We start from the raw sequence: 26,259 nt of genomic DNA, 5'->3' as shown, positions 1-26,259 counted from the left end.
GGGCAACATCCTGTGCCTCCTAGTCATGAGAGGCTGCCGACGACAAGCGTCAGCAGCGCTCCGGTCAGAAGATGCTGCTGGCGACAAGCACCAGCAGCAGGCCGACCACCGCGACCACGGTTTCCATGATCGACCAGGTCTTGAACGTGCCCGGCATGTCGGTGCCGAGATAGGATTTGACCAGCCAGAAGCCGGGATCATTGACGTGGGAGAAGAAGAGCGAGCCCGCGCCGATAGCCAGCACCATCCATTCCGGCTCCACGCCCGATGCCGCGACCAGCCCCTGCATCACGCCGGCGGTGGTGATGGTGGCTACGGTGGCCGAACCGGTGGCCAGGCGGATGCAGACCGACACGCCCCAGGCGAGCAGGATCGGCGAGATCGCGCCGCCAGCGGCAAAGCGGACCAGCAGGTCGGAAAGGCCCGCCGTCACCAGCACCTGCTTGAGCGCCCCGCCCGCGCCGATCGCCAGGATGATGCCGCCGGCCGGGATCATCGCCTCGGTCCAGATCGCGTTCTGGATCTTGGCATCGGTGATGCGGCGGCCGAACAGCAAAGGCAGCGCCACCAGCACCGCAATCAGCAGCGCGACCACCGGATCGCTGACCCAGCCGAGCCAGTGGAAATGCGGCGCGACCGACGCAGGTAGTAGCGCCACCGCCTGTCCCGCGGCGATCAGCACCACCGGCAGCAGCACGGCCGCGAGCGCGCGACCGACCGAGGGGGTGGCGACATCGACCTTGACCGGATCGAGCAAGGGCGGGTTCAATTTCACGCCGGGGGCGGTGAAGCGGGCCAGCACGGGGCCGGCGATGATCGCGGTCGGGATGCCGACGATCAGGCCATAAAGAAGGGTGAGGCCGAGATTGGCGCCGAGCGCGTTGACCGCGAGCAGCGGTCCCGGATGCGGCGGCACCAGCGCATGGACCACCGACAGGCCCGACAGCGCGGGCAGCATCAGCTTGAGCTTGGCGGTGTCGCCATTCTGTCCGGCCGGCAGCGCGGCGGCGGCGGAGGCGACGATCGGCAGCAGCAGGACGAGGCCAGTCTCGAAGAAGAGCGGCAGGCCGATGACGATGGCGGTGAACAGGCTGGCCCAGGGCGCACCCTTCACGCCGGAGATGCGCAGCGCCGAGCGGGCAAGGCCGCCGGCGCCATCCGACAGTTGCAGCATCGCGCCGAGGCCCAGGCCCAGCGCGACAACCAGGCCGGTGCCGCCCAATATGGTGCCCGCGCCCTTTTCGACCGCCTTGGCGGTTTCCTCCATCGGCAGGCCGGCGATCAGGCCGACGGTGAAGGCACCGCAGAGCAGGCCGACAAAGGGATGGAGCCGGCCGCGGATGATGAGCGCGATGGAGAGGGCAATGCCGATGACGGCGGCGATCAGCAGGCGATAATCGGCGGGGGTCATCGGCCAATGCCTCCCTGTAGTCCGCCCTGGCTGAACGCCCGGCCACATGGCACCGATCGACGATATGGTAACGCCATCCCCACCCTCTCTTTCCTATGCGTAGCCGGTCATTCGCAGGGCGAATCCCGAAAATCTGTTAGACAGGTTATAGCCGCATTTCGGCCATGCGCTAGGTTATTTCCCGAATATTGCAAATTTTCGCTTGAACCTGTCTGACTGATTCCAGTATCGTTAGCGCTAACGAATCCTTGGGCCGGTCCAGGCCCCAACGCGGATCAATCAGAGGGAGAGGCAGGATGCAGGATCTGCATATTCTCGATCGCCAGGACCAGATGGTCCCCGAAGCCCCACATCTCACGCCAACCCAGATGAAGGTGATGCGCTGCGTCCACTCCGGCCTGCTCAACAAGCAGATCGCCTATGAGCTGGGCATGGCCGAGGCGACGGTGAAGGTCCATATGACCGCGCTGATGCGCAAGCTCAACGTCCGCAACCGTACCCAGGTCGCCATCGCCGCCAGCCATTTCGGCTGGATGCGCTCGGCGCTGAGCCGCGCCGCGGACTGAACACCACCCTCTTGGCGGGAGACGCCGCATGGATCGATCGCGACGGGAGTTGATGGGGGGCATCGGCGCCGGGCTGGTGCTGGCCGGCATGGGCAGCACGACCGCCTGCGCCGCGCCACAGCGCAAGCTGGGCTATGCCATTGTCGGCCTGGGCTATTATGCGACGCAGCAGATCATGCCCAATTTCGCCGGCTGCGACCATGCGAAGCTGGTCGCGCTGGTCAGTGGCACACCGGCCAAGCTGGCGCAATATGGCGACCAATACGGCATCCCCAAGACGCATCGCTACAGCTATGCCGAGTTCGACCGCATCCGCGACAATCCCGATATCGACATCGTCTATATCGTCCTGCCCAACAGCCTGCATGCCGAGTACAGCATCCGCGCCGCGCAGGCCGGCAAGCATGTGATGTGCGAGAAGCCGATGGCGGTGTCGGTGGCCGAATGCCAGGCGATGATCGCCGCCTGCGCCAAGGCCGGGCGCAAGCTGATGATCGGCTATCGCTCGCGCTTCGAGCCTTATAACAGGCTGGCGATTGAGTTGGCGCGCGGCGGCCATGTCGGGCCGACGCGGATCATCACCGCCGAACATGGCTTCCCGATCAAGGCGGGGCAATGGCGGCTCGACCGTCCCCTGTCGGGCGGGGGATCGATGATGGACATCGGCATCTACAGCCTGAACGCCGCGCGCTACCTGACCGGCGAGGAGCCGGTGGAGGTGAGCGCCATCGCCAGCACCGACCGCAGCGATCCGCGCTTTGTCACCGTCGAGGACCGGATAAACTTCATGCTGCGCTTTCCGTCGGGCATCATCGCCAATTGCGTGTCGAGCTACAGCTCGGCCCATAATGGCTATCGGGTGATCGGCACCCAGGGCTGGATCGATATGGAACCCGCGACCCAATATAGCGGCCAGACGATGATGATCCGCAAGGATGGCGTGACCGCGCCGCGCAGCCTGCCGGCGCCGGCAAAGAACCAGTTTGCCGCCCAGCTCGACCATCTGCCCGAATGTATCGCGAACGGCACCGCGCCGATCGTCGCGGGCGAGGAGGGGCTGGCCGACCTGCGCGTGATCGAGGCGATCTATCGCTCGGCGGCGGAGCATCGTTCGGTTAGCCTGCCCGCATGATCGATCGTCGCACCCTGCTGGCCGGGATGGCCGCCCTTCCGCTCACCCACGCCTTCGCACATGCTGCCGACCTGCCGGCCGCGCGGATCGACCGGATCGACCCGGCGCTCGACCGCATCATCGCGCCCGGCGCGCAGGTGGCAATATTGGCGCAGGGCTATCGCTGGGCCGAGGGGCCGACCTGGGCTGCGCCGATCGACGCCTTGCTGTTCGGCGATCCGCCGTCCAACATCGTCTATCGCTGGACCCGCAAGGATGGCGTGTCGCCCTTCCTCTCGCCCTCGGGCCTGCAGACGGCGATCCCCAAGGAGATACGCGAAGCCGGCCTCAACGGCATCGCGATCGACAGGGACGGCCATCTGGTCGGCGCCGACAGCGGCACGCGCGCGATCGTGCGCGTAGACCTCAAGACAAAGGCGCGGACCATCCTCGCCGACCGCTATCAGGGCAAGCGCTTCAACAGCCCCAATGACCTGACCATCGCGGCCGATGGCAGCATCTATTTCAGCGACCCGCCCTATGGCCTGACCGATGGCGACACGTCATCGCTGCGCGAGATCGGCTTCAACGGCCTCTACCGGCTGACGCCCGACGGCATGGTGACGCTGATCGACGGCAGCCATCGCCGGCCCAATGGCGTGACGCTCTCGCCCGACGGCCGCACGCTGTATCTGGCGCTGTCGGACGAGAAGCGGCCGCAGGTGCTGGCCTATAGCCTGGGCGCCGACGGCCTGCCTACGGGGCAGCGCCTGTTCCGTGACATGGGCAAGGAACTGGCGGCCGGCGAGCCGGGCCTGCCCGACGGGATCAAGACCGCGCCCGACGGCACCGTCTTTGCCACCGGCCCCGGCGGCGTCCATGTCTGCGCGCCCGACGGCAGGCTGCTCGGCAAGATCCGCACCGGCAAGGCGATCGCCAATTGCTGCATCGGCGAGGACGGCAAGACATTGTTCCTGACATCGGCCGACCGGCTGGCGGCGGTGCCGTTGATAGCCCGTGGCGGCTAACGCGCCATGATGATGTCGGGCTGTGACGGCTGACGACCAGAAGTTGCCTTTTAGAAGCCGTTAAGGCTCATCCAACAGCAGACATTCCGCTTGCCGAGCCTCCATGGCGAACATATCGTGCATAGCATGTGGCGTGGCCTTTTATTGCTTATTATCGGCTTGGTATTTTGGGCATGGTATTTATTCCATGACTACCGTCAGGCCATGAGCCTATTGATCTTGCTAACGCTATTCGAAGTCGTTCGACGGGCTATCCGCTGGTTTCTCAAGCGACGATGGCAGAATAGGAAGTCTTTCTGAAAGCGACAAAAAATTGCCGTTTCATCGGAATAGTTTTTGCCGAGTAGCTTCCCTTCTAACGCAATGTTTATTTGATTGAAGAACTAAGCAAAAATGAAAATCCAAGGAACGACCGCCAGTGCAAAACATATCCCGACATACAAGTAAAAACCTATCGGCTGCACATCTCTGGCAATAGTTCCAGCCGCCGTATAAATCCTGCCTTCTGCAAGAGAAAAAAGTCCATATCCGGCCGCCGCGATGGACATGCACACCATAATAAACACAGAAAAATAATGCACTAGCCATTCCTTTGCTGGCTAAATTAGGCGCGGGCCACCGTGTTTTTGTCCGTTTTCTAAGCTTTTCGCGCAAAACCCGCCATTTCGCAAACCACCCCTAATTGCCTCTGACACGGCAAATCATCGATGTTTGAAGGTCCAGCTTCGATCTTCGGCTTCCTCCCCGTTGATGAGATATTGCATTTGATGGGTTTCACCGTTCGGCCAGGCGACGAGTTCCTGATCGTTGATGAAATCAATGGTGATGGCGTCCCCATTTTCGGAGGCATCCCATATAAGCGTTAGCCTGTCGCCCGGCTCCAACTCAAAGCATTCTGGCCATGGTTCGACCGATACATAAATCGGGCCTTCCTTGCGGTTTACGAAGCTATGTTGGGTCTGCGCCATGGGCAGGGCATAAAACGCCTATCGCCTGGTGCCAAGCGTCAGCTTGTCTCTGTTCTCTATCGTAAGCAGCCATTCCGCAATCCACCCAATTCCGCCCTTCCTTCTTTCTCCTCCGCGCTCTTCGCGGCTCCGCGCGAACAATGAGTCACGCGGAGCCGCGAAGAGCGCGGAGAAAGGGGTATGAAGAACTGGAAAGCAGTCTGGCGCTTAGCCACCCCATTCCGCCACCCCAGCGAAGACTGGGATTTCACTTCTTGTGATCTCTGCGAACGGCAGGGGATGTCCTTGAAGGGGCACATACCGCTAGCCGGCATGGCGCGATAGGGCGGTGCCCTACTCAACACCCTCTGTCCTACAGCGGCTTGCCGATATAAACTTCCGGTCGGTTCCTTGATATCGTCGACCCATTCTGTTTCCGCCGGTTTTTCCGGCCCGGCGCAAATTCCATATCGCGCACATGCGCAAACTTCCGAATGTTTCGCAGCCAATGCTTTGAAAAGTCTGGCGGTGATCCGATCGAATCATCGCCAAAGGGCGCCAATTTTCATCCCTCTGGTCAAGTTCGCGCACAAGGGAGCGGCGTTTTTGGGGCTTCGACGCCGGCAGCAAGGCCCGGCGGGGCGCTGTCTTCAGCGCACCTTGAAACTATATGTGCCGCTGACCGGCTGATGATCGTTGCCCATCACCGTCCATTGAAGATCATAGCTGCCGGTCGGCAGGGCGCGGGGCAGGGTGATGACCAGGCCCTTGCCGTCGGCGGCCGCGGCTGTGGTGAAGCCCTTGATCGGCATTGGCGGATGATCGGCCATGCCCGGCATGCCGGTCATGGTCAGGGTGATGCTGCTATGATCGGCCTGCAGCGCCTCGGAAAAGCCCAGGGTCAGCCGGGTCAGCTTGGCAACGCTGGCATTGGCGGCGGGACTGGCCGCAACGAGCTGCGGCCTGGCGAAGGCGGCGCCGGACAGGGCGGTGAGGGCAAAGGCTGCGGCGATCAGGGATTTTTTGAACAGGGGCAGGCGGGGCATAGATGTCTCCGGAAAATGCGCGTCTTGCAGGGGAATACGCATTGTCCTGTCGCATCCCTCACCCCTCACGCTATTTTGTGCGAGGGATGGGCCGGCCGGATGCGTATCGTCAGGCAGGACATGAAGGACGGAACGATGGACGATCTGGATGACATGCTGGCCGGGCTGCGCGACGCGCCGGCGGCGGCGCGCTTCGACGGGCTGGAGGAGGCGGTGATGCAGGGGCTGGACCGCCGCCGCGAACGCAGCGTCGCTCGGCGCAGCCTGATGCTGGCCGGCGTGATGGCGATCGGCATCGGCTGGATCGGCAGTAGCGTGCCCGCACAGCCGGCGCAGGCGGCGCCCGGCCCGCTGCTGATCGGCATGTCCGACTATGCGCCCTCGCGCCTGCTGGAGCGATAGGCATGGGCAAACGTTATTGGCTGGTGGCGCTGGTCGCCTTTGCCGCGGCGCTGGCCGCCGTGCTGGTTGCGCGCACCTGGCTCACGCCCGCGCCGCCGGTGGAGAATGAAGTTCATGCCCTGCTCCACGATCGGCTGACCTTGGACGCCGGCCAGAAACAGCGCATCGCCGATCTGGAAGCCGCCTTCGCCCAGCGCAAGGCGTCGCTCGACGCGGAAATGCGCGCCGACAATCAGCGGCTGGCCGCGGCGATCGCCGCCGAACATGGCTACGGCCCGCGCGTCGCCCAGGCGGTCGACCGGTCGCACCAGGCGATGGGGGAATTGCAGAAGGAAACATTGAAGCACATCTTCGCGATGCGCGGTGTGCTGCGGCCCGATCAGGCCGCGCTGTTCGACGCCGCCGTCGTCAAGGCGCTGACCCAGCCTGCCGGGTGATAGCCGACGATCCCGATGATGCCACGCTGGCGGCGCAGGCGCTGGCCGGGCGGCAGGCGGCCTATGGCGCGCTGATGCGGCGGCACCGCGATGCCGTCTATCGGCTGGCGCGTGGCCATGTCGGCGATGCCGACGCGGCAATGGACATCGTGCAGGAAAGCTTCGTCGCCGCCTTTGCCTCGCTCGCCCGCTATGATGGACGCAGGCCCTTTCGCGGCTGGATCGCGCGGATCACGATCAACAAATGCCATGACTGGGCGCGCCGCCGTGCGGTCCGTCGCTTCTTCAGCTTCGCCCGGCCGATCGAGGATGCCGCCCATGTCGCGGACGCCGCGCCCGATCCCGAGCAGGCGGCCCAGTCCCGCGGCGGCGTCGCCCGGATCGAGGCGGCAGTGGCGGCGCTGCCGGTGGCGCTGCGCGAGGTGGTTTTGCTGCGCGGGATCGAGGGCATGACCCAGGCCGAGGTCGCGCAGATATTGGGCGTCACCGAAAAGGCGGTGGAAACCCGCCTCTATCGCGCCCGCAAGCAATTGCAGGAGATGTTGAGGGAAAGCGACGCGGCGCGCGTATAGAGGGGCATGATCGATCTGCCCTCCCTCCCTCTCGACCGCCGCAGCCTGATCCGGGGGGGCGCCGCGCTTGCACTGGCGCAGGCCTTGCCCGGCTGGGCTGCCACCGGCACGCATGGCGCGGCCCAGGGCGCGCTGTCGGGCGAGACGATCGCGCTCGGCATCGGCGACGGGCATTTTGCGACCGGCGGCCGATCGGCCCATGCGATCAGCGTCAATGGCGGAACGCCCGCGCCGCTCATCCGCCTGCGCGAGGGGCAGAGTGTCAACATCGCCGTCACCAACCGGCTGAAAGAGGATAGTTCGATCCACTGGCACGGGCTGATCCTGCCCTTCCAGATGGATGGCGTGCCGGGCATCAGCTTCCCCGGTATCGCGCCGGGCGAAACCTTCACTTATCGCTTCCCGGTGCGGCAGGCCGGCACCTACTGGTATCACAGCCATTCCGGCATGCAGGAGGCGATGGGCCTTTATGGCCCGATCATCATCGATCCCGCCGGCGCCGATCCGGTGGCCTATGACCGGGAACATGTGATCCTGCTCGCCGACTGGAGCCCGGTTCATCCGCACAGGTTGCTGCAACGGCTCAAGCAGATGGGCGGTTATTATAACATGCAGCGCCAGACGCTGGCGGGGTTGCTGGCGGGGAAGGATCAGGGCCTCAAGGACCGGATCGACTGGGGCGCGATGCGCATGGACCCGACCGATATTTCCGACGTCACCGGCGCCACCTACAGTTATCTGGTGAACGGCATGGGCACAGCCGAAAACTGGACCGGCCTGTTCGCGCCGGGCGAGCGGGTCCGGCTGCGCATCATCAACGCGTCGGCAATGACCAATTTCAATATCCGCCTGCCCGGCCTGCCGATGACTATGGTCCAGTGCGACGGGCAGGATGTCCAGCCGGTCGAGACCGACGAGTTCCAGATCGGCATTGCCGAAACCTATGACGTGATCGTCCAGCCCGGCGAGGCGAAGCCCTATGCCCTGATTGCCGAGGCGATCGACCGGTCCGGCCTGGTCCGCGCCACGCTGGCGCCGCAGATCGGCATGGTCGCGCCGGTGCCCGATCGGCGCGCCCGGCCGCTGCTGGGCATGAAGGATATGGGCATGGACATGGGCGGCATGGATATGGGCCATGGCGGCGTGATCGACCTCAGCCAGCCGGCCAATGAAAGCATGTCCGGCCACAGCATGAAGATGCGCGACAAGTCGGTCGCGCCCAGCGTGAAAATGGGGCCGGGTGTCGCCACCCTGTCGCCGATGCCGGCCGATCGCACCGCCGACCGGCCGACGGGGCTGGAGCATGTCGACCATCGGGTGCTGACCTATGCCGATCTGCGGTCGCTGACGCCGAACACGGACCTGCGCACCCCGACCCGATCGCTCGACATCCACCTGACCGCGAACATGGAACGATATATGTGGTCGTTCGATGGGGTGAAGCTGTCGGAGGGGGCGGAGCCGATCGCCTTCCGTCATATGGAACGGGTGCGTGTGACGCTCATCAACGACACGATGATGCCCCATCCCATCCATCTGCACGGCCATTTCTTCGAACTGGTGACCGGCGAGGCGGCGCATAATCCGCGCAAGCATACGGTGAATGTGCTGCCGGGCGGCAAGGTCAGTTTCGACTTCACCGCCGATGCGCTGGGCGACTGGGCCTTCCACTGCCATATGCTGATGCACATGCATGCCGGGATGATGCGGGTCGTGACGGTGCGCCATGGGGAGGACGCGGCATGAAGCTGATCGCGCTCCTGCTGCTCGCCGCCGCTGCGCCGGTGCAGGCCCAGACCATGGACCATAGCCAGATGGACCATGGCGCGATGGGCCACAGTATGCCCACCACCGATGCTGCGATCCCACAGGGCACGGCCCCGCCGGTGCCGACCGATCATGCCGCCGACGCGCTCTATGACCCCGCTGCCATGGCCCGCGCCCGCGCGGCGATGATCGCGGAAGGGGGCGGCATGACCTATTCGCAATGGATGCTCGATCGGCTGGAACATCGCGCCGGCAAGGGCGCGGATGGCTATGCCTGGGAAGGCGAAGGCTGGATCGGCGGCGACATCAACCGCTTCGCGGTCAAGAGCGAAGGCGAGGGGACGGTCGGAGGATCGCTCGAACGGGCCGAACTGCAGGCGCTCTACAGCCGGGCGATCGACCCCTGGTTCAACCTGCAGGCGGGCGTGCGGCAGGATTTCGGCGAAGGGCCGGACCGCAGCTATGCGGTGATCGGCATCGATGGCCTGGCGCCCTACTGGTTCGAGGTCGGGGCCGAAGCCTTCCTGTCGACCAGGGGCGACGCCCATTTGCGGCTGGAGGCGAGCTATGACCAGCGCCTCACCCAGCGGCTGATCCTGCAGCCTGCCGCCGAGTTCAATCTGGCGGCGCAGGACGTGCCCGAACTGGGGATCGGCGCCGGCCCGTCCGATATCGAGCTGGGGCTGCGGCTGCGCTACGAAATTGCCCGCGAATTCGCCCCCTATGTCGGCGTGAACTGGGAACGCAAGCTGGGCGATACGGCGGATTATGCCCGTGCCGCCGGCGACAAGCCGTCGGCTACCAGCCTGGTGATCGGCCTGCGCGCCTGGTTCTGAGAGGCGCTTGCAGGCCGCCCGATATTCGATTATCGATCCCGCCGATCCCGCGCCGCACGGCATGGGATCATGATCGCGCCGGTGTCCCGAAAGGGGCTTAATAGGGAATGCGGTGCGGACGGGTGACCGTCCAAATCCGCAGCTGTCCCTGCAACTGTAAGCGGTGAGCGCGATGTACATGTGCGGACGGCAGAATGACCGATCCGCCAGCCACTGGGCCGGACGCTAAATCCTGCGAGGCCTGGGAAGGCCGTGCATCAAGCGATGACCCGTGAGCCAGGAGACCTGCCGGCGTCTGGTCGCTCTTGCCTTGGTCCAGGGGATGGCCGCGGCACGGTAACTTCCGTCTGAGCGACGAACGAGCGGCTGGGGCCGCTGCGACGACGCGCGTCGGTTGCCCTTGGGCGCCCGGCCGGCGCGTGTGTCGGACGTTCGCGCGCGTGCCGCTCGTGAAGGTTGCCCCCGCCCGTCGAACGCGGCGCCGGATGGGGGAATATATGAAGTCCAATATCGTTTCGCGGGCCGCTCTGGCCCTTTCGCTTGCCATCGCATCGCCGGCTTTCGCCGATGAAGGGGAAGGCGACAGCATCGTCGTCACCGGCACCAGCCTGGAAGAGACGCTGCCGCAGCAGCTGTCGCGCTATGGCCATGCCATCGAGATCGTCACCGACACGCAGATCCGCGATGCTGCCGCGATCGATACCGCCCGCGCGCTCGAAGCGGTGCCGGGCCTGTTCATCCGGTCGCAGTCCGGGCCGTTCAGCTATGTCGACATCGCGCTTCAGGGTTCGCGCACCAAGGATGTGCTGTGGACGATGGACGGCATTCGCCTGAACAACCGCCTCTATGGCGGCACGTCGCCCAATGACACCATGGCCGCCAGCATGATCGAGCGGATCGAGGTGCTGAAAGGCGGCGAAAGCCTGTTCTATGGCACCCAGGCGGCGGCCGGTGTCATCAATGTCGTCACCCGCGATTTCAGCGACGATCTGGGCGGCCAGGTCAATGCCAGCCTCGACAGCTTCGCCGGCACCAGCCTGGATGGCTATGTTCGCGGCGCGATCGGCCAGCATCGCTTCGTCGTCTGGGCCAATCGCAGCCAGTCGGACGGCTATCGCCCCTATGACGTGATGCAGCCCAGCGCGACCGATCGCGCGCGCGGCTATGATCTCTGGTCGGCGGGCATCAAATATCAATATGATATCGCGCCGGACCTGCGCCTCAACGCGCTCTACCAGCATACCAAGGCCGATCTCGACAATATCAGCGCGACCCGGACGAAGGAGAGCCGCAACGACCGCAACGAGGAAGTGGCCAGCCTGCGGCTCGACTATACCGGCGAGGATGGCGTGCAATTCTTCCTCAAAGGCTATTTCCACGACTGGAAGACTGCCTATGTCCAGATCCGCAATCCCGTGCCCGCCGGCCCGCCACAGGTCATCTACCCTGCCGGCACCTTCTGGGGCTATCAGGATTATGGTGGCAGCGCGGTGGTGCAGCTCAACATGCTGCGCGGCATCGACACGCTGATCGGCTATGATTTCCAGAGCTTCAACGGCCGCGACGACGTCCTGCTGATCGCGCCGACCGATGAACAGGTCCATGCCGGCATCTTCCAGCTGCGCACCAACGACGAATTGTCGAGCAAGGCGCGGATCGCGGCCGGCCTGCGCTACAACAAGGCGAAGGGATCGGAAAAGACGATCTGGAACGTCTCGGGTCGCTATGATGTCAGCGATGCGCTGTTCGTGGAGGCCAATGGCGGCACCTCCTTCGTGCTGCCCGACGCCTCGCAGCTTTATGGCAATGATCCCTGTTGCGAAGTCGGCAACCCGAACCTGAAGCCGGAGGAAAGCCTGAACCTCAACGCCGCGCTGGGCGGTGCGCTCGCCGGCGGGGCGATCCGCTGGAAGGCGACCTGGTTCAACCGGCGCATCACCGACCTGATCGACACCACCTATGATGATCCGGCCTTTCCGGAAGGCACCTATATCAACGTCAGCGACAAGGTGCGGGCCAGGGGCGCCGAACTGGAGCTGAACGCGAATTTGACCGGTGGCTGGGGCCTGTCGGCCAGCTACACCTGGTCGCGCGTCCGCAATCAGGGCAGTTCGGTGCAGCGCGATCGCAATCCGGAACAATATGGCCGCGCCGCGATCGTCTATGCGCCGGAAGCCAGCCGCTTCGGCGCCAATCTGTCGGCCAATTGGGTGGGCGATGTCTGGTCGACCGCATCGGGCTTTGGCCGGATGAACTATGGCAATTATGCTGTGGTCGATGCGGGCGCGCATCTGTGGCTGGATCAGGCGCGGCGCAACCGGTTCGGCATCAATGTCGAAAATCTGTTCGACCGCGATTACGCCTCCACCGGCTATCGCTCGGCGGTCAGCGATGCAGGAGTATTGGACGGCAGCAACAGCCGCTTCCTCTATTTCTACCGGGGCGTGCCGCGCACGCTGCGGGTCAGCTATGGCCTGAGCTTCTGACCATGATGCGGCCGGTCCTGCTGCTGCATCGCTGGCTGGGCATCCTCATCGGCGCCGTCATGACGCTGTGGTGCCTGTCCGGCTTCGTGATGCTCTATGTCGACTATCCGCGCCTGACACCGGCCGCGCAGCTTGGGGGGCTTACGCCCCTCAACCTGTCGGCTGAAAGGGCGGGGATATTGCCCGATGCCATGATGCTGTCCGTCGCGCGGATCGAGATGATGGCGGGGTGGCCCGTATTGCGGGTGACGCCCGCGCTCGATCCGACGCGCACCATTCCCCAGATGCGAGTATCCGCTGGCACCCATGACTGGGCGTCGGGGAAACCGGTCGAGCAGGTCGATCCGCAAAATATCCACAGGATCGCGACCGAGTTCGGCCAGAACAGCGCCATTGCCGGCCCGGTCGGGCAGGTCGCCCAGACGGAGATGGACCAGTGGACGGTCCAGACCTTCCGCCGCAATGCGCCGCTCTACCGCGTCGATTATGCCGATGCCGCCGGCACGCAGGCCTATGTCTCGGGCAGGAGCGGGGAAGTAGTGCAACTGACCACCCGCTTCCAGCGCTTCTGGGGCTGGCTCGGGGCGGTGCCGCATTGGCTCTATCCCACGATCCTGCGGCAGGATGGCGCGCTGTGGAGCCAGGTCGTCATCTGGACCTCGCTGATCGGCTGCTTCCTGACGATCACCGGCCTGTGGGTCGGCATCGCCCGGCTGCGCCGCCGCCGCGACGGCAGCATCGGATCGCCTTATCGCGGCCTGTGGTGGTGGCATCATATGGCCGGACTGTTCTTCGGCATCCTCACCTTGACCTGGGTGGCGAGCGGGCTGCTGTCGATGAACCCCTGGGGGCTGCTCGACAGCGAAGCGATGATGACGCAGCGCCAGCGGCTGAACGGCGACTTCGCCTGGGGCGACGTGCGCCGGGCGATCGCGGCGCTGCCCGCCCTGCCGACGGGTATCGTCCGGCTGGAGGTGGTGCCTGTTGCCGGTGCCATCCATCTGGTGGCGATCGATCGGGCGGGCAAGGCGCGGCGGTTCGACGCTGCTGGCCGTTTTGCCGCTTTGTCCGAAGCGGGGCTGCGCGCGGCGCTCCAGGATGGACCGCCGATCGGCTCGATCGTCCTGCTGGGCCAGGAGGATGCCTATTATTATGGTCACAAGGCCAGCGTCGCCCTGCCGGTGTGGCGCGTCATCCTGGCCGATGACCAGGCGACACGCCTTTATGTCGATCCGGCATCGGGCCGCCTGATCCGCGCCTTCGACCGCAATGGCCGGGCCTTCCGCTGGCTGCAGGACGGGCTGCACCGGCTCGACTTCCCGCTGCTGCGCACCCGTCCCTGGTGGGATCTGATCGTCCTGCCGCTGCTCGCCATGGTCACGCTCGTTTGCGGGACGGGGACATGGATGGGCCTTTCCAAGCTGCGGCGCGATCTGCGCCGCGTCCGCAATCGCCGTCGGCGCGCCCGCGCCCTACGGCCCCTGATCGGAGAAACCGCATGACTGCCACCCCTTTGCAGGCGTCGCTTCGGCGACGCAGCGTGCCGCTGATCGCGGCGCTCGTCCTCGCCAATCTGGCTGTCTGGGGCTGGGCCTTCGCCCTGTTCGGCGACCGGCCGGTGATGATGGGCACGGCCCTGCTCGCCTGGGGCCTGGGCCTGCGCCATGCGGTCGATGCCGATCATATCGCCGCGATCGACAATGTGACGCGCAAGCTGATGCAGGATGGGCAGCGGCCGCTGACCGTTGGCCTGTGGTTCGCGATCGGGCATAGCGCGATCGTGCTGATCGCCGCGCTGGGCCTCGCCTATGCGGTCAGTGCGCTCGCCGGGCTGGAGCGGTTCCGCGCCGCCGGCGGCGTGGTGGCGACGCTGATTTCCGCCACCTTCCTGTTTGCCATCGCGATCATGAATCTGGTGATCCTGCGCCAGGTCTGGGCGACCTTCCGCCGGGTGCAGGCGGGCGGCAGCTATGTCGAGGCGGATCTCGACATGCTGACCGGCGGGCGCGGGCCGTTGTCGCGCCTGTTCCGCCCGGTCTTCCGCCTCATTTCCCGTCCGTGGCAGATGGCGCCGCTCGGCTTCCTCTTTGGCCTGGGCTTCGATACAGCGACCGAAGTGGCGATATTGGGCCTGTCCGCCGCGCAGGCGAGCGACGGCTTTGCGCTCGGCCCGGTGCTGGTGCTGCCCCTGCTGTTCGCGGCGGGCATGGCGCTGGTCGATACGGTCGACGGCATGCTGATGATGGGCGCCTATCAATGGGCGTTCGTGAAGCCGCTGCGCAAGCTCTACTATAATATCGTCATCACCGCCCTGTCGGCGGCGGTGGCGATCGGCATCGGCACGATCGAGACGCTGGCGCTGCTCGGCGACAAGCTGGGGCTCTCCGGCGGCATCTGGGATGTTGCCGCCACGCTGGGCGAGCATTTCAATGATCTGGGCTTTGCGATCATCGGCCTGTTCATCGCCTGCTGGATCGCCAGCGCGCTCTTCTATCGCTGGAAGGGCTATGACGCGATCGAACTGGCGCCGGTGGGTGAGGCGCGCGCTTAGCCTGAACCGTTCGGGCTGAGCTTCGGTTTCGCCCAGCCCGAACGGCAGTCTTTACCCCTCGCGCGCGACCTGGAAGCCGGCGAAGGACTGGCTCACCGGCATCAGTTCCAGCGTGTTGATGTTGAGATGCGCGGGCTGGTTCGCGACCCAGAGCAGGGTGGCGGCGATGTCGTCCGCGGTCATCGGATTGGCATTGCCATAGAGGGTGTCGGACGCCTGCTGGCTGCCGGTGCGGACCAGCGTGAATTCGGTCTCCACCATGCCCGGCTCGATCGAGGTCACGCGCACCCCGGTGCCGTGCAGGTCCGACCGCAGGCCGAGCGAGAATTGGCGCACGAACGCCTTGGTGCCGCCATAGACATTGCCGCCGGTGTAGGGATAGGTCGCCGCCACCGAACTCAGATTGATGATCCCGCCCTTGCGCGCGACGAGGCCCGGCAACAGCTTGTGGGTGACGGTGACGAGGCCGGTGATATTGGTCTCGATCATCTGCTGCCACTGGGCGAGGTCGGCCGACTGGGCTGGCGCGGTGCCGAGCGCCAGGCCGGCATTGTTGACCAGCATGTCGATCGCACGGAAAGCTTCGGGCAGGCTGGCCAGCGCTGCATCGATTGCGGCCTCGTCGCGCATGTCGAACACCAGCGGGCAGAAGGCGTCGCCGATTTCGGCGGCCAGCTTTTCCAGCCGATCGGCGCGGCGGCCGGTGCCGATCACCTGCCAGCCATCGGCGGCAAAGGCGCGGACGGCGGCTTCGCCAATGCCGGCGGTCGCGCCGGTGATGAGGACGGTCTTGGTCATGGGGCGCTCCTGTCTTTTGTCGTCAGCCCAATAGCGAGGTCAGGCCGCCCCGCCCAGCGCCTTTACCAGTGCGACGCTGGCGCGCATCCGCTGGGTCTGGGCGATCAGCACCGCGCGCTGGGCGTCGAGCGCATCGGTCTGGGCCGTCACCACCTCCAGATAGTCCGACGCGCCGTCGCGATAGCGGGTTAGCGCCAGATCGCTGGTGCGCTGGGCGGCGTCGGCGGCGCTGCGCTGATGGCCGATCTGGTCGGACAGGTGATGGTTGGCGGCGACCGCATCCTCGACCTGGCGGAAGGCGGTCAGCACCGTGTCGCGATAGCCGGCGGCCAGTTCCTCATATTCGGCGCGCGACATCTTCACCTGCGCGCGGCGCTTGCCGCCGTCGAACAGGTTCAGCAGTGCCGATGCTGGACCAAGGCCCCAGAAGCTGTTGGGGGTGGAGAACAGGTCGCCATGGGTGGTTTCCCACCCGCCGGTCAGGCCCAGCGTCAGCGTCGGGAAGAAGGCCGCCTTGGCGACGCCGATCCGCGCATTGGCGGCGAACATGCGCCGTTCGGCCGCCGCGATGTCGGGGCGACGCTCCAGCAATTGCGAGGGCGCACCGGTCGGCACGTCCGGCGCGGCAAGCGGCTGGGTGCGGGCGGCGATGCTGAAGTCCGACGCGATTGCGCCGACCAGCGCGGCGATCTCATGCTCGGTCGCGGCGCGTTCATTGGCGATGGCGGAGATGTCCGCCTTGGCATTGTCCAGCACCGTCTTGGCGCGATTGACGTCGATGCCCGACGACACGCCGCCCTTGTGGCGCCGGTCGGTCAGGTCATAGGCCTTGCCGAACGCCGCCACCGTCTGATTGAGCAGTTCCGCCTGCGCATCCAGCCCGCGCAGCCGCGCATAGGCGTCGGCGACCGCGGCCTGCAGGCTGAGCCGGGCGGAGGCGAGATCGGCGTTGCTGGCGTCGGCGTCGGCGCGCGCCGCCTTCACGCTGTTGCGGATGCGGCCCCACAGGTCGAGTTCATAGTCGAGGCTGCCACCCACCACATAGTCATTATAGGTGACGGCGCTGCCATTGCCCTGGAAGCGGTTGCCCGACACGCGGCGGCGGCCGGCATCGGCGCCGGCGTTGATCTGCGGGAACAGGTCGGCATTTTCCACCCGCGCGGCGGCACGCGCCTGGTCATAGCGGGCCAGCGCGGCGGCCAGCGTGGGGCTGGCCTGCTCGGCGCGGGATTCCAGGTCATTGAGGACGGGATCGTTGAACGCCTCCCACCAGTTGCCGCGCGGCGTGGCGTCGGCCGGCTGGGCGGCGGTCCAGCCCGCCACTTCCTTATATTCGGCGGGGGCGCTGGTCTGGGGCGGCTGATAGGCCGGCGCCATCGAGCAACCGGCCAGCAAGACCGCCGCCAATGTCACGCCCGCGCCGCCGATCCGGCGGTCAGCGCGCATGCGTCGCGCCCTTTCCGCCGGCGGGCGCCGACGCTTGCACCTTCACCGTGTCGCCGGTGCGGATCGCATCGGGCGGGGTGTCGACGATCCGGTCATTGGGGCTGAGACCGCTGGCGATCTGCACAGTGGCGCCCTCGTCACGGGCGATGGCGACCGGCTTCATGGTGATGCGATTGTCCGCACCCACCACGGCGACGCTCGGGCCGTTGTTGCTGTAGAGGATCGCGCTGCCCGGCAGGGTCATGCCATTGCCCTGGCCGGCGCCGACCTTGAAGCTGACCTGGGCGAAGGCACCCGGCTTCAGCGCGCCATCGGGATTTTCCGCCTGCAACTGGACCAGCACTGCGCCCGACTGCGCATCGACCGCGCCGGAACTGCTGGTCAGGGTCGCGTTGAAGCTGCGGCCGGGATATTCGGGCAGGGTCAGCGTCGCGCCCATGCCGGGACGCACCGAGGCGGAATAGCCCTGCGGCACGCGGACATAGATGCGCATGCGATGGATGTCGGACACGGTGAAGAGCGGCTGGGCGGCGGCATTGCCGGACACCACCAGCGCGCCGATCTGGGCCGAACGGCTGGTGACGACGCCGTCGAACGGCGCGGCGAGGCGGGTGAAGCCCTGCTGGGCCTTCAGCCGCTTGACGTTGGCGAGCGCCGCGTTGGAAACGGCGGTGCGGGCGGCAAGATCGCCGGCCTTCTCGTCGGCTTCCTGGCGCGAGACGGCGTCCTGCGCCAGCATCGCGCTCCAGCGCTTCGAGGTGGTTTCGGCGAGGCGCTGGTTGGCCAGCGCGGTCTGATAATCAGCCTGGGCGGCGGCGACCTGCTGGTCGAGGTCGGGCGCGTCGAGGATCGCGAGCGGCTGGCCCGCGCGCACCCGGTCGCCGATATCGGCCAGCCAGCGGCGGACATAGCCATTGGTGCGGGCATAGATGGCGGCGCTGTTATAGGCCTGCACATTGCCGGGCAGGACCAGGTCGTTGCCCTCGCCATTCATCGTCGGCTTCACGACCGCGACGGTCGGCACCGATGCGTCGGCGGCGGTTTCGCGCAGTTCGTTGGTGGCGCTGATGCGCGAGGCGACGCCCACGCCGACCACGGCGAGCGCGACGACCGCCGCGCCGATGCCGATCTTCTTCAGCGTGCCGCTGTCGGGGCCGGCCTGCTCGGGATTTTCGATGCTGTTATGGTCAGACATGGCTCGGCTGCATTTCCATGTTGTTGGCCTTCGCAGCCTTGCGGCTATGGACGAAGGCGAAGACGGTGGGGACGAAGAAGAGGGTGGCGATGGTGGCGCAGATCAGGCCGCCGACGACGGCGCGGCCCAGCGGGGCATTTTGTTCGCCGCCTTCGCCCAGGCCGAGCGCCATCGGACCCATGCCGATGATCATGGCAAGCGCGGTCATCAGCACCGGGCGGAAGCGGACCATGCCCGCCTCCAGCGCGGCCTTGGTCGCGTCGCCCAGTTCGGCGAGCCGTTCGCGGGCGAAGCTGACGACCAGGATCGAGTTGGCCGTCGCCACGCCCATGCACATGATCGCGCCGGTCAGCGCCGGCACCGACAGGGTGGTGCCGGTCATGAACAGCATCCAGATGATGCCGGCCAGCGCCGCGGGCAGGGCGGTGATGATGACGAACGGATCGACCCAGCTCTGGAAGTTGACGACGATCAGCAGGTAGATGAGCACGATCGCGCCGGCGAGGCCGAAGCCAAGGCCCGAGAAGGCGGTGTTCATCGTCGCATATTGGCCGCGAATGGTGATGGTGGCGCCCTTTGGTTCCTCCGCCTTCAGCGACTTGATCGCCCGGTCGATGTCGCCCGCCACTGCGCCCAGGTCACGGCCCTGCGTGGTCGCGAAGATGTCGAGCACCGGCGCGATATTATAGTGCGACACGACCGGCACGGTGTTGGAGCGGACGATGGTGGCCAGGCCGCCCAGCGGCTGCACCGCGCTGGCACCGGCACCCGACACCGGCACGTTGGACAGGTCGCTCATCGACCCGACCAGATATTCGGGTGCCTGCGCCACGACCGGATATTGGACGCCATTCTGCGGGTTCACGAAGAAGACCGGCGCGGTCTGCGAGGTGCCGGCCAGCGAGCTGGCAAGGCTGGTGGTCACGTCCCGTTCGGTCAGGCCATATTGGCCGACGCGGGAGCGATCGACATCGACGTCCAGCTGCGGCGCCCGGCCGGGCTGCTGGATGCGGGCGTCGGCCAGGCCCGGAATGGTGGTGATCTTCGCCAGCAGCTTCTGCGCATAGGCGCGGTTCGCCTCCGCATCCTTGCCCGCGATCTGGATGTCGATCGGCGCGGGCGCGCCGAAGTTCAGGATCTGGCTGGTGATGTCGGCGGGCAGGAAGGCGAAGGTCGTGCCGGGGAAGCGGCGCGGCAGTTCACGGCGCAGCTGCGAGACGAACTCGTCGGTCGGACGATGCCCCTTGTTGAGCGCGATCAGCATGTCGCCGTCCTGCGGACCGATGGTGCCGCTATTGTTGTAGACGGTATTGATGGAGCTGACCGGCAGGCCGATATTGTCGGTGATCGATCCCAGCTGGTCGGCCGGGATGATCTTGCGCACTTCGCGCCCGATCTGGTCGAAGCGGGCGGCCGTATCCTCGATCCGGGCGCCGACCGGCACGCGGATATGCATGGCGATCTGGCCGGAATCGACCGACGGGAAGAAATTGCTGCCCAGGAACGGCAGCAGGCCGAAGGACAGGACGACGACCGCCATGAAGCCGATCAGGAAGGGCTTGCGGGCGCCCAGCGCGCGGTGAAGCATCCCGACATAGGAGGTGCGAACCTTCTCGAACCGATATTCGAAGCCGCGCTGGAAACGGACGAGCGGGTTCCTGGACGTCGCGGTGCCGGCCAGATGCTCGTCCTCGTCACCGACATGGTGCGGTTTCAGCAGATACATGGCCATGGTCGGCACCAGCGTGCGCGACAGGATGAACGACGCGATCATCGCGAACACCACCGACAGCGCCATCGGCACGAACAGGAAGCCGGCAACGCCGGGCAGGAAGAACATCGGCACGAACACGATGCAGATGCAGAGCAGCGAGACGAAGGCCGGCGTCACGATCTGTGCCGCGCCGTCCAGGATCGCCTCGATCACGCCCTTGCCCTGTTCCAGGTGCCAGTTGATATTCTCGATCGTCACGGTCGCGTCGTCGACCAGGATGCCGACCGCCAGCGCGAGGCCGCCCAGCGTCATGACGTTGAGGGTCTGGCCGAACATTGCCAGCGCCGCGATCGCCGCCAGAATGGCGAGCGGGATCGACAGCGCGATGATGACGGTCGAGCGCCAGCTGCCCAGGAACAGCAGGATCATCAGCGAGGTGAGCGCGGCGGCGATCGCGCCTTCATGGATGACGCCCTCGACTGCGGCCTTCACGAACAGTGACTGGTCGCCGATCGGCAGGATCTTGAGCGTGTCGGGCAGTGTGGCCGAAATCTTCGGCAGCGCCTGCTTCACGCCGTCGACAATGGCGAGGGTGGAGGTACTGCCATTTTTGAGCACGGTCAGCAGGGCGGAACGGCTGCCTTCCACATGGACGATATTCTGCTGCGGACCGGCGCCGTCGCGGACATAGGCGACGTCGCGCATGTAGATGGTCGCGCCGTTCACCACCTTGACCGGCAGGTCGTTGAGTGCGGCGATCGATTCCGGCGCATTGTTCAGGCGGACGCTATATTGGGTTGCGCCGATCTTGACGAAGCCGGCCGGGTTGATCTGGTTCTGTGCGGCGATGGCGTTGCCGACATCCTGCGCCGACAGCCCCTTGGACTGGAGCGCCAGCGGATTGAGGTCGATCTGCACCTGGCGCTGCTTGCCGCCCGAGGGGAAGGGCATGGCGAGGCCGGGGATGGTCACCAGCTGCGGCCGGATCTGGTTCTGGCCAAGGTCGAACAATTGCTGTTCCGACAGGCCCTTGCCCGACAAAGCGAGCTGCAGGATCGGCACCGTCGATGCGCTGTAGTTCAGGATCAGCGGCGGGGTGACGCCCGGCGGCATCTGGCGCAGCACGGTTTGCGAGATCGACGTCACCTGCGCAGTGGCGGTGCGGATGTCGGCGCCGGGCTGGAAATAGATCTTGATGACGCCAATGCCCTGCAGCGACTGGCTTTCAATATGTTCGATGTCGTTGACCGTGGTGGTCAGCACGCGCTCATAGGGGCCGACGATGCGGCCCGACATGTCCTCGGGCGACAGGCCGGCATATTGGAAGGCGACCGCGATCACCGGGATGCGGATATTGGGGAACATGTCGACCGGTGTGCGCGCGGCGGACAGGATGCCCACGATCGCGATCAGGATCGCCATGACAATGAAGGTCAGCGGGCGATGCAGGGCAACCTTGACGATACCGATCATTCACGACTCCCGGCGCATCTCCCGGCGGAACGATGCCGGGGTGCGAAAATTTGGCGCCTCTCCAGAAGGAATGCCCTTATTTTACGGGTTCTGCAGCCGGGTTGCCAGAGCGGCGGGCGGCATGAGCCTATGAACGGCATTCATGAATGTGACGGCAATCCGCTGGTCGGCCGCAATATGGCACGCGCAGCGGGATCGGGGGCGAATCCGCGCACAATGCCATGGGACGATGAGGACCACCGCCACATCCGCGATGGGCCATGCGCCCTTGGACATTCTGCGTCTAATATATAATATGGCATAATCGATATTTCTAACGAATGGATCAATGGATCTCCGCCATCTCCGCTATTTCCTGACTGTTGCCGAGGAAATGCATTTCGGCCGGGCTGCGCTGCGCCTGGGCATATCGCAACCGCCGCTCAGCCAGCAGATCAGGGCGCTGGAAGAGGAACTGGGCGTGCGCCTGTTTGACCGCACCAGCCGCCGCGTCCGCCTGACCGAAGCGGGGCGGCTGTTCGAGCCGGAGGCGCGGGCGACATTGGTGCAGGCGGATCGTGCCAGCCAGACCGCGCGCCGGGCGCAGCGTGGCGAGATCGGCCATCTGGGCCTGGGCTTCACCGCGTCCGGTCCGTTCGTGCCGCAGATCGCCAGCGCCCTCTATCGCTTTCGCCAGACCTATCCCCATGTCGAACTGATCCTGCGCGAACAGGGGCGCGACGAGCAGATCGAGAATGTGCGCAACCGCCAGCTCGATATCGGCCTGGTGCGCGACTTCCTGCCGCCGGTCCTGCCGGAGGACATGGTGTCGCACTGCCTGTTGACGGAGGACATGCTGCTGGCGCTGCGCGACGATCATCCGCTGGCGCTGCGCACGGAAGATCCCAGCATCACCGATCTCGCTGGCGAGCCGCTGGTCCTCTATGGCGCGCCCAACGGCGCGGGCTTTACCGAGCATTTCTTCGCCCAGTGCGAGGCGGCGGGGTTCGTGCCGCGGATCGCGCATGAGGCGCGCAGCCTGGCGACCTTGCTGGGGCTCGTTTCCGCCGGCTTCGGCCCGACCGTGATCGCGCGGTCAATGGCGCGGCTGCATGTCGACAATGTCGTCAACCGCCGCTTCACCTCGCCCGTCACCAGTTCGCTATGGATGATCCATCATCGCACTTTGTCGCCCCCGGCCGAGGCGTTCCGCGCGACCGTGCTGGAAGACAGCCCGGCGCGCTGACATGGCTCAGGGCGTCGGGGTGGCACCATCCTGCGCGAACCAGGGTTCGTCCAGCCTCGCGGGCGTCGGCCAGATTTCATCCAGCGTGGCGGGATCGTAAATCCGGCCATTCTTCATCACCGCGCCGATCTTCTGCGCATTGGCGATGTCGGCCAGCGGATCGGCGTCCAGGATCAGCAGGTCGGCAAACTTGCCCGGCGCCAGGCTGCCGACATCGTCGCTATGGCCGATTACCTCGGCCGACCCGATCGTCGCGGCCTTCAGCGCTTCCATCGGCGTCGCGCCGCCAGCGGCAAAGGCCTGCAATTCCCACTGATAGCCAAGCCCCTGGATCTCGCCATGGCTGCCAAGGCCGACGAGGCTGCCGGCGCGCTGGACCTTCACCGCGTCCGCCGCGATCTGCTGCCAGCTCTGCGCTTCGGGCGGCATCCAGTGGCGGTTGCGCAGCTTGTCGCTGACGATGCCGGCCGGCACGAAATGGGCCCATTTCGCATCGTCCTGCGGCCGCTTGTTGATGATGAAGTCGAACAGCGCCGGGGTGGTGCCATAGGCGACCAGGATGGTCGGCGTGTAACTGGTGCGGCTCTGCGCGAACAGGCGGACGATATCCTCGCGCAGCGGCGACACCGGGATGCTGTGCTCATTGCCGGAAAAGCCATCGATCGCGTGGGTCAGATTCAGCACCATGTCGCTCGCACCCTCGGTCGTGGGCATCATGCCTAGCTCGGCCGCTGCCTCGACCATATATTGGCGCTGGGCCCGGTCGCCGATCATGTAGCTCTTGATGTTCCGGGTGCGATAATGGTCGCGATAGCGGGAGAGGACGTCGACCGCATCCTGCTTGCTGTGGATTTCCGCGTTCACGAACACGCCCGGCCCTGTCGACCAGGCGCGCGGCCCCCGCATCATCCCGGCATCGATCATGTCCTGATAGGCGAAGATGTCGGTGGTGAAGGGCTGCGGGTCGAGCGCCGACGTGACGCCGAAGGCGAGGTTTGCGGCAAAGTCCCAATGGCCGCGCTCCTGGATGCCGCGTCGTATCTCGAACCAGTGGGCATGGGTGTCGACGAAGCCGGGGACGATATATTTGCCGCCGACATCGCGGATCGTCGCGCCCTGCGGCACGGCGACCGATCCGCTGGCGCCGACCGCGACGATGCGATTGTCGGTGATGACGATATCGGCATTGCGGATCACATCCTGTCCGCCGGTCATCGGCATGACGGTCGCGCCGCGCAGCACGACGCTGCCGTGGGGCACATCGCGCGGCAGCTCGACCGGCAGGGCGAAGCTCTGCGCCGCCGTCTCGGCCGCGCCCGGTGCCGCGTTCAATGCCTGATCGATCGGCAAGCGGCGGAAGGTCGATCCGACCGACCAGGTGACGGTCGCGCCCTTGTCGGCCCAGTCGATGAAGTCGGCGCCGACCCGTGTCAGCTTGCGCCGCGCCACCGCCGGCGTGTCGAGATTGACGGTCGCCGGCTCACCGCCATTGGCCGGCGGGATATCCACCAGATAGGCCTGGCTGAACGACTTGATGAGCGCGCGGCTGCCGTCCGGGCTGATCCGCACGTCCTCGACCGGCGCCGGGCCGGGGAAATATTGGCCCAGCCCATGGGCCAGCACGCGCAGCAGCGGCTGCGGATCGCCCCCCGCCAGCGGCACCGACGACAAGCCGCCGGCGCCATAGAAATAGAGGGTGTCACTTTCGCTGCCGAACTGCGGCTGGCGCGCGCCCATGGCATGGGTGATAAGCCGCGCTGCGCCGCCGCCGACGGGCATGTGGATGATGTCGGTCGGGCGCGCAGGATCGATCTCCGACGCGGTGCGCAGCCGGTCATACTGGTTCGCGCGCAACGCCACCACGCCCTTGCCATCGGGGGTAAAGACGGGCTGGCTATAAAAGGCCGGGAACTGGGTCAGCCGGCGCGGCGTGCCGCCCGTCGCCGGGATCGTCCAGACATGCCCGCCATCCTTGGCGGTCCAGCTGACATAGGCGATGCTCTTGCCGTCGGGCGACCAGCTCGGCTGGAAGGCATCGGCCGCGACAATGCGTTTGGGTGTCATGTTCGCTGTCAGCTTCTGGACATACAGCCCGCCCAGAGCGGTGAAGGCAACGCTGCCGCCATCGGGCGACTGGCGCGGCGCCTGCACCACGCGGACGCGCACCGGCCCGGTCTCTTCCGTCTGCCGCACACGGGTCAGCGGGCCCAGGCCCAGTTGCACCGGCGCGGTGAAGGGGATGTCGCTGATCTTGCCCGACGCAATGTCGAGCCGCCGGATCCCGCCGCCGACGCTCATCAGCATCGCCTTGTCGCCCGGCATGAAGCTGAAGCGCGGCAGCAGGTCGGCATAATAGCCACCATCCTGGCCGTCCCGATCAATCGGGAAGGCGATCCATTTGTCCTCGCCGGTCTCCAGATTGCGGAGCCTGAGGCCGTCCTTCTGGCCCTGCCGGCTGGCATAAGCGAGCAGCTTGCCGTCATGCGACAGCGCCGGGCGCATCGCCCCGCCGGCCGACTGGATGATCGTCTCGTCCTGCCCGTTCTTGAGATCGCGGCGGGCGATCGACCAGTTGGGCAGGTCATTCTCGGTCCAGGTATGGCCGCGCTTGGTCGCATAATAGAGATAGCGGCCGTCGGGCGTCGCGACCGCGCCCATGGCGTTCATCTTCGCGTCCCAATTGTCGGGCGATCCTGCCTTGGTAATCTGGATGCCGCTGCCGCCGTCACGGTCATACATGAACAGCTCGAACGCCAGGATCGAATGGACCGTGCGCGAGACATAGACAGAGCGGCCATCGGGCGACCAGGCCGGCGAGGAATAGATGGCGAGCGACTGGTCCTGCGACAGCTGCTTGAGGCCGGTGCCATCGGCATTGGCGATCCAGAGATTGGTGACGCCCGACCGGTCGGAGAGGAAGGCGAACTGCTTGCCGTCGGGCGAGAAGACCGGATTGCGCTCGAACGCCATGCCGGTCAGCAGTGGCTGCGCCGTGCCGCCGCCTGCGTCCAGCGCATAGATGTCGCCCAGCAGGTCGAACAGGATCGTCCGGCCATCGGGCGACATGTCCGGCTGCATCCACGTCGCCTCATGCGCGTCATAGCGCAGCGTCCGCGTGGGCGTCAGGCTCAGCCCCTTGCTGTCCTGCGCCAGCGCGGGATGGGCACAAAGCAGGGACGCACCCAGCAGCAGGGAGGCAAGAGAACGCATTGCGGCCTTTCGGTCAGGGGCTAGGAAGGCAGATAGGG

The 26,259-nt window shown here is 65.9% G+C and carries 21 protein-coding genes and 1 riboswitch; of the genes, 12 read left to right on the top strand and 9 right to left on the bottom strand.

Going from position 1 to position 26,259, the window contains the following annotated elements; translation table 11 throughout:
* Positions 1–64: 64 nt before the first annotated feature.
* On the bottom strand, positions 65–1,411 hold the full coding sequence (locus VHN57_RS16690) for a GntT/GntP/DsdX family permease (RefSeq protein ID WP_125987538.1): 1,347 nt from the start codon (positions 1,409–1,411) through the stop codon (positions 65–67).
* Positions 1,412–1,707: 296 nt separating this feature from the next.
* Here VHN57_RS16690 and VHN57_RS16685 point away from each other — a divergent pair, with 296 nt between their 5' ends.
* Genes VHN57_RS16685 through VHN57_RS16675 form a run of 3 tightly spaced genes read left to right on the top strand, consistent with a single transcriptional unit; the run spans position 1,708 to position 4,116 of the window.
* Complete coding sequence (locus VHN57_RS16685) at positions 1,708–1,977, top strand: helix-turn-helix domain-containing protein (protein WP_278988138.1); 270 nt, start codon at positions 1,708–1,710, stop codon at positions 1,975–1,977.
* Positions 1,978–2,005: 28 nt separating this feature from the next.
* Positions 2,006–3,109: a Gfo/Idh/MocA family protein gene (locus VHN57_RS16680; RefSeq protein WP_278988136.1), complete on the top strand. Its 1,104-nt coding sequence runs from the start codon at positions 2,006–2,008 to the stop codon at positions 3,107–3,109.
* Complete coding sequence (locus VHN57_RS16675) at positions 3,106–4,116, top strand: SMP-30/gluconolactonase/LRE family protein (protein ID WP_423284615.1); 1,011 nt, start codon at positions 3,106–3,108, stop codon at positions 4,114–4,116. The genes VHN57_RS16680 and VHN57_RS16675 overlap by 4 nt, the downstream gene beginning before the upstream one ends.
* A gap of 383 nt (positions 4,117–4,499) precedes the next feature.
* On the opposite strand, the gene VHN57_RS16670 is transcribed toward VHN57_RS16675, so the two are convergent.
* The 3 genes from VHN57_RS16670 to VHN57_RS16660 form a co-directional block, all read right to left on the bottom strand.
* Complete coding sequence (locus VHN57_RS16670) at positions 4,500–4,697, bottom strand: hypothetical protein (protein ID WP_278988204.1); 198 nt, start codon at positions 4,695–4,697, stop codon at positions 4,500–4,502.
* A gap of 120 nt (positions 4,698–4,817) precedes the next feature.
* The gene (locus tag VHN57_RS16665; protein ID WP_278988201.1) at positions 4,818–5,084 is read right to left on the bottom strand and encodes a hypothetical protein; all 267 of its coding nucleotides are present in this window, start codon (positions 5,082–5,084) and stop codon (positions 4,818–4,820) included.
* Between the two features lie 629 nt (positions 5,085–5,713).
* Entirely contained in the window at positions 5,714–6,109 is a 396-nt protein-coding gene (locus VHN57_RS16660; RefSeq protein ID WP_278988198.1) for a copper resistance protein CopC, read from the bottom strand.
* A 99-nt stretch (positions 6,110–6,208) separates the two neighbouring features.
* Here VHN57_RS16660 and VHN57_RS16655 point away from each other — a divergent pair, with 99 nt between their 5' ends.
* The 8 genes from VHN57_RS16655 to VHN57_RS16620 all read left to right on the top strand — a co-directional run bounded on the left by VHN57_RS16655 (position 6,209) and on the right by VHN57_RS16620 (position 15,160).
* Entirely contained in the window at positions 6,209–6,511 is a 303-nt protein-coding gene (locus tag VHN57_RS16655) for a hypothetical protein (protein WP_278988196.1), read from the top strand.
* A gap of 2 nt (positions 6,512–6,513) precedes the next feature.
* Positions 6,514–6,948: a periplasmic heavy metal sensor gene (locus VHN57_RS16650; RefSeq protein WP_278988193.1), complete on the top strand. Its 435-nt coding sequence runs from the start codon at positions 6,514–6,516 to the stop codon at positions 6,946–6,948.
* Positions 6,945–7,520, top strand: a complete 576-nt coding sequence (locus tag VHN57_RS16645; protein ID WP_278988191.1) for an RNA polymerase sigma factor — start codon at positions 6,945–6,947, stop codon at positions 7,518–7,520. Before VHN57_RS16650 ends, VHN57_RS16645 begins: the two co-directional genes overlap by 4 nt.
* A 6-nt stretch (positions 7,521–7,526) precedes the next feature.
* On the top strand, positions 7,527–9,266 hold the full coding sequence (locus VHN57_RS16640; protein WP_423284610.1) for a copper resistance system multicopper oxidase: 1,740 nt from the start codon (positions 7,527–7,529) through the stop codon (positions 9,264–9,266).
* Complete coding sequence (locus VHN57_RS16635) at positions 9,263–10,123, top strand: copper resistance protein B (RefSeq protein WP_278987529.1); 861 nt, start codon at positions 9,263–9,265, stop codon at positions 10,121–10,123. The genes VHN57_RS16640 and VHN57_RS16635 overlap by 4 nt, the downstream gene beginning before the upstream one ends.
* 62 nt (positions 10,124–10,185) lie before the next feature.
* Positions 10,186–10,430: riboswitch (cobalamin riboswitch) on the top strand.
* Positions 10,431–10,620: 190 nt separating this feature from the next.
* Positions 10,621–12,609 carry a TonB-dependent receptor plug domain-containing protein gene (locus VHN57_RS16630; protein ID WP_278987528.1) on the top strand — a complete coding sequence of 663 codons (1,989 nt, stop codon included), beginning with the start codon at positions 10,621–10,623 and terminating at the stop codon, positions 12,607–12,609.
* 2 nt (positions 12,610–12,611) lie between these two features.
* The gene (locus VHN57_RS16625; RefSeq protein ID WP_278987526.1) at positions 12,612–14,111 is read left to right on the top strand and encodes a peptidase; all 1,500 of its coding nucleotides are present in this window, start codon (positions 12,612–12,614) and stop codon (positions 14,109–14,111) included.
* Positions 14,108–15,160, top strand: coding sequence for a HoxN/HupN/NixA family nickel/cobalt transporter (locus VHN57_RS16620; RefSeq protein ID WP_423284606.1), 1,053 nt, complete (start codon positions 14,108–14,110; stop codon positions 15,158–15,160). The genes VHN57_RS16625 and VHN57_RS16620 overlap by 4 nt, the downstream gene beginning before the upstream one ends.
* 51 nt (positions 15,161–15,211) lie before the next feature.
* Here VHN57_RS16620 and VHN57_RS16615 read toward each other — a convergent pair whose 3' ends face one another.
* The 4 genes from VHN57_RS16615 to VHN57_RS16600 are packed head-to-tail and all read right to left on the bottom strand — an operon-like array spanning position 15,212 to position 21,786.
* Complete coding sequence (locus tag VHN57_RS16615) at positions 15,212–15,958, bottom strand: SDR family NAD(P)-dependent oxidoreductase (RefSeq protein ID WP_004208528.1); 747 nt, start codon at positions 15,956–15,958, stop codon at positions 15,212–15,214.
* 39 nt (positions 15,959–15,997) lie between these two features.
* Complete coding sequence (locus VHN57_RS16610; RefSeq protein WP_278988009.1) at positions 15,998–17,404, bottom strand: efflux transporter outer membrane subunit; 1,407 nt, start codon at positions 17,402–17,404, stop codon at positions 15,998–16,000.
* Positions 17,394–18,599, bottom strand: coding sequence for an efflux RND transporter periplasmic adaptor subunit (locus tag VHN57_RS16605; protein ID WP_125985327.1), 1,206 nt, complete (start codon positions 18,597–18,599; stop codon positions 17,394–17,396). The genes VHN57_RS16610 and VHN57_RS16605 overlap by 11 nt, the downstream gene beginning before the upstream one ends.
* Positions 18,592–21,786: an efflux RND transporter permease subunit gene (locus VHN57_RS16600; protein ID WP_017500943.1), complete on the bottom strand. Its 3,195-nt coding sequence runs from the start codon at positions 21,784–21,786 to the stop codon at positions 18,592–18,594. Before VHN57_RS16600 ends, VHN57_RS16605 begins: the two co-directional genes overlap by 8 nt.
* A 328-nt stretch (positions 21,787–22,114) precedes the next feature.
* Here VHN57_RS16600 and VHN57_RS16595 point away from each other — a divergent pair, with 328 nt between their 5' ends.
* Positions 22,115–23,011 (top strand): LysR substrate-binding domain-containing protein, encoded by an 897-nt coding sequence (locus VHN57_RS16595; RefSeq protein ID WP_278985477.1) that lies wholly within the window; start codon positions 22,115–22,117, stop codon positions 23,009–23,011.
* 6 nt (positions 23,012–23,017) lie between these two features.
* On the opposite strand, the gene VHN57_RS16590 is transcribed toward VHN57_RS16595, so the two are convergent.
* Positions 23,018–26,221, bottom strand: a complete 3,204-nt coding sequence (locus VHN57_RS16590; RefSeq protein WP_278985476.1) for an amidohydrolase family protein — start codon at positions 26,219–26,221, stop codon at positions 23,018–23,020.
* Positions 26,222–26,259: the final 38 nt, after the last annotated feature.

Source organism: Sphingobium salicis subsp. salicis (genome assembly GCF_049472635.1).
GTDB classification, from domain to species: Bacteria; Pseudomonadota; Alphaproteobacteria; order Sphingomonadales; family Sphingomonadaceae; genus Sphingobium; species Sphingobium yanoikuyae_A.
The sequence above is the reverse complement of the archived record's forward strand: the minus strand, read 5'-3'. Positions and strand labels throughout refer to the sequence as shown.

Bases quoted from the DNA above. Each gene is read 5' to 3' on its own strand.
- VHN57_RS16675 (WP_423284615.1), top strand. From the start codon at position 3,106: ATGATCGATCGTCGCACCCTGCTGGCCGGGATGGCCGCCCTTCCGCTC.
- VHN57_RS16610 (WP_278988009.1), bottom strand. From the start codon at position 17,404: ATGCGCGCTGACCGCCGGATCGGCGGCGCGGGCGTGACATTGGCGGCG.
- VHN57_RS16655 (WP_278988196.1), top strand. From the start codon at position 6,209: ATGCGTATCGTCAGGCAGGACATGAAGGACGGAACGATGGACGATCTG.
- VHN57_RS16680 (WP_278988136.1), top strand. From the start codon at position 2,006: ATGGATCGATCGCGACGGGAGTTGATGGGGGGCATCGGCGCCGGGCTG.
- VHN57_RS16635 (WP_278987529.1), top strand. From the start codon at position 9,263: ATGAAGCTGATCGCGCTCCTGCTGCTCGCCGCCGCTGCGCCGGTGCAG.
- VHN57_RS16600 (WP_017500943.1), bottom strand. From the start codon at position 21,786: ATGATCGGTATCGTCAAGGTTGCCCTGCATCGCCCGCTGACCTTCATT.
- VHN57_RS16595 (WP_278985477.1), top strand. From the start codon at position 22,115: ATGGATCTCCGCCATCTCCGCTATTTCCTGACTGTTGCCGAGGAAATG.
- VHN57_RS16605 (WP_125985327.1), bottom strand. From the start codon at position 18,599: ATGTCTGACCATAACAGCATCGAAAATCCCGAGCAGGCCGGCCCCGAC.
- VHN57_RS16640 (WP_423284610.1), top strand. From the start codon at position 7,527: ATGATCGATCTGCCCTCCCTCCCTCTCGACCGCCGCAGCCTGATCCGG.
- VHN57_RS16685 (WP_278988138.1), top strand. From the start codon at position 1,708: ATGCAGGATCTGCATATTCTCGATCGCCAGGACCAGATGGTCCCCGAA.
- VHN57_RS16660 (WP_278988198.1), bottom strand. From the start codon at position 6,109: ATGCCCCGCCTGCCCCTGTTCAAAAAATCCCTGATCGCCGCAGCCTTT.
- VHN57_RS16690 (WP_125987538.1), bottom strand. From the start codon at position 1,411: ATGACCCCCGCCGATTATCGCCTGCTGATCGCCGCCGTCATCGGCATT.
- VHN57_RS16630 (WP_278987528.1), top strand. From the start codon at position 10,621: ATGAAGTCCAATATCGTTTCGCGGGCCGCTCTGGCCCTTTCGCTTGCC.
- VHN57_RS16620 (WP_423284606.1), top strand. From the start codon at position 14,108: ATGACTGCCACCCCTTTGCAGGCGTCGCTTCGGCGACGCAGCGTGCCG.
- VHN57_RS16650 (WP_278988193.1), top strand. From the start codon at position 6,514: ATGGGCAAACGTTATTGGCTGGTGGCGCTGGTCGCCTTTGCCGCGGCG.
- VHN57_RS16615 (WP_004208528.1), bottom strand. From the start codon at position 15,958: ATGACCAAGACCGTCCTCATCACCGGCGCGACCGCCGGCATTGGCGAA.
- VHN57_RS16665 (WP_278988201.1), bottom strand. From the start codon at position 5,084: ATGGCGCAGACCCAACATAGCTTCGTAAACCGCAAGGAAGGCCCGATT.
- VHN57_RS16625 (WP_278987526.1), top strand. From the start codon at position 12,612: ATGATGCGGCCGGTCCTGCTGCTGCATCGCTGGCTGGGCATCCTCATC.
- VHN57_RS16590 (WP_278985476.1), bottom strand. From the start codon at position 26,221: ATGCGTTCTCTTGCCTCCCTGCTGCTGGGTGCGTCCCTGCTTTGTGCC.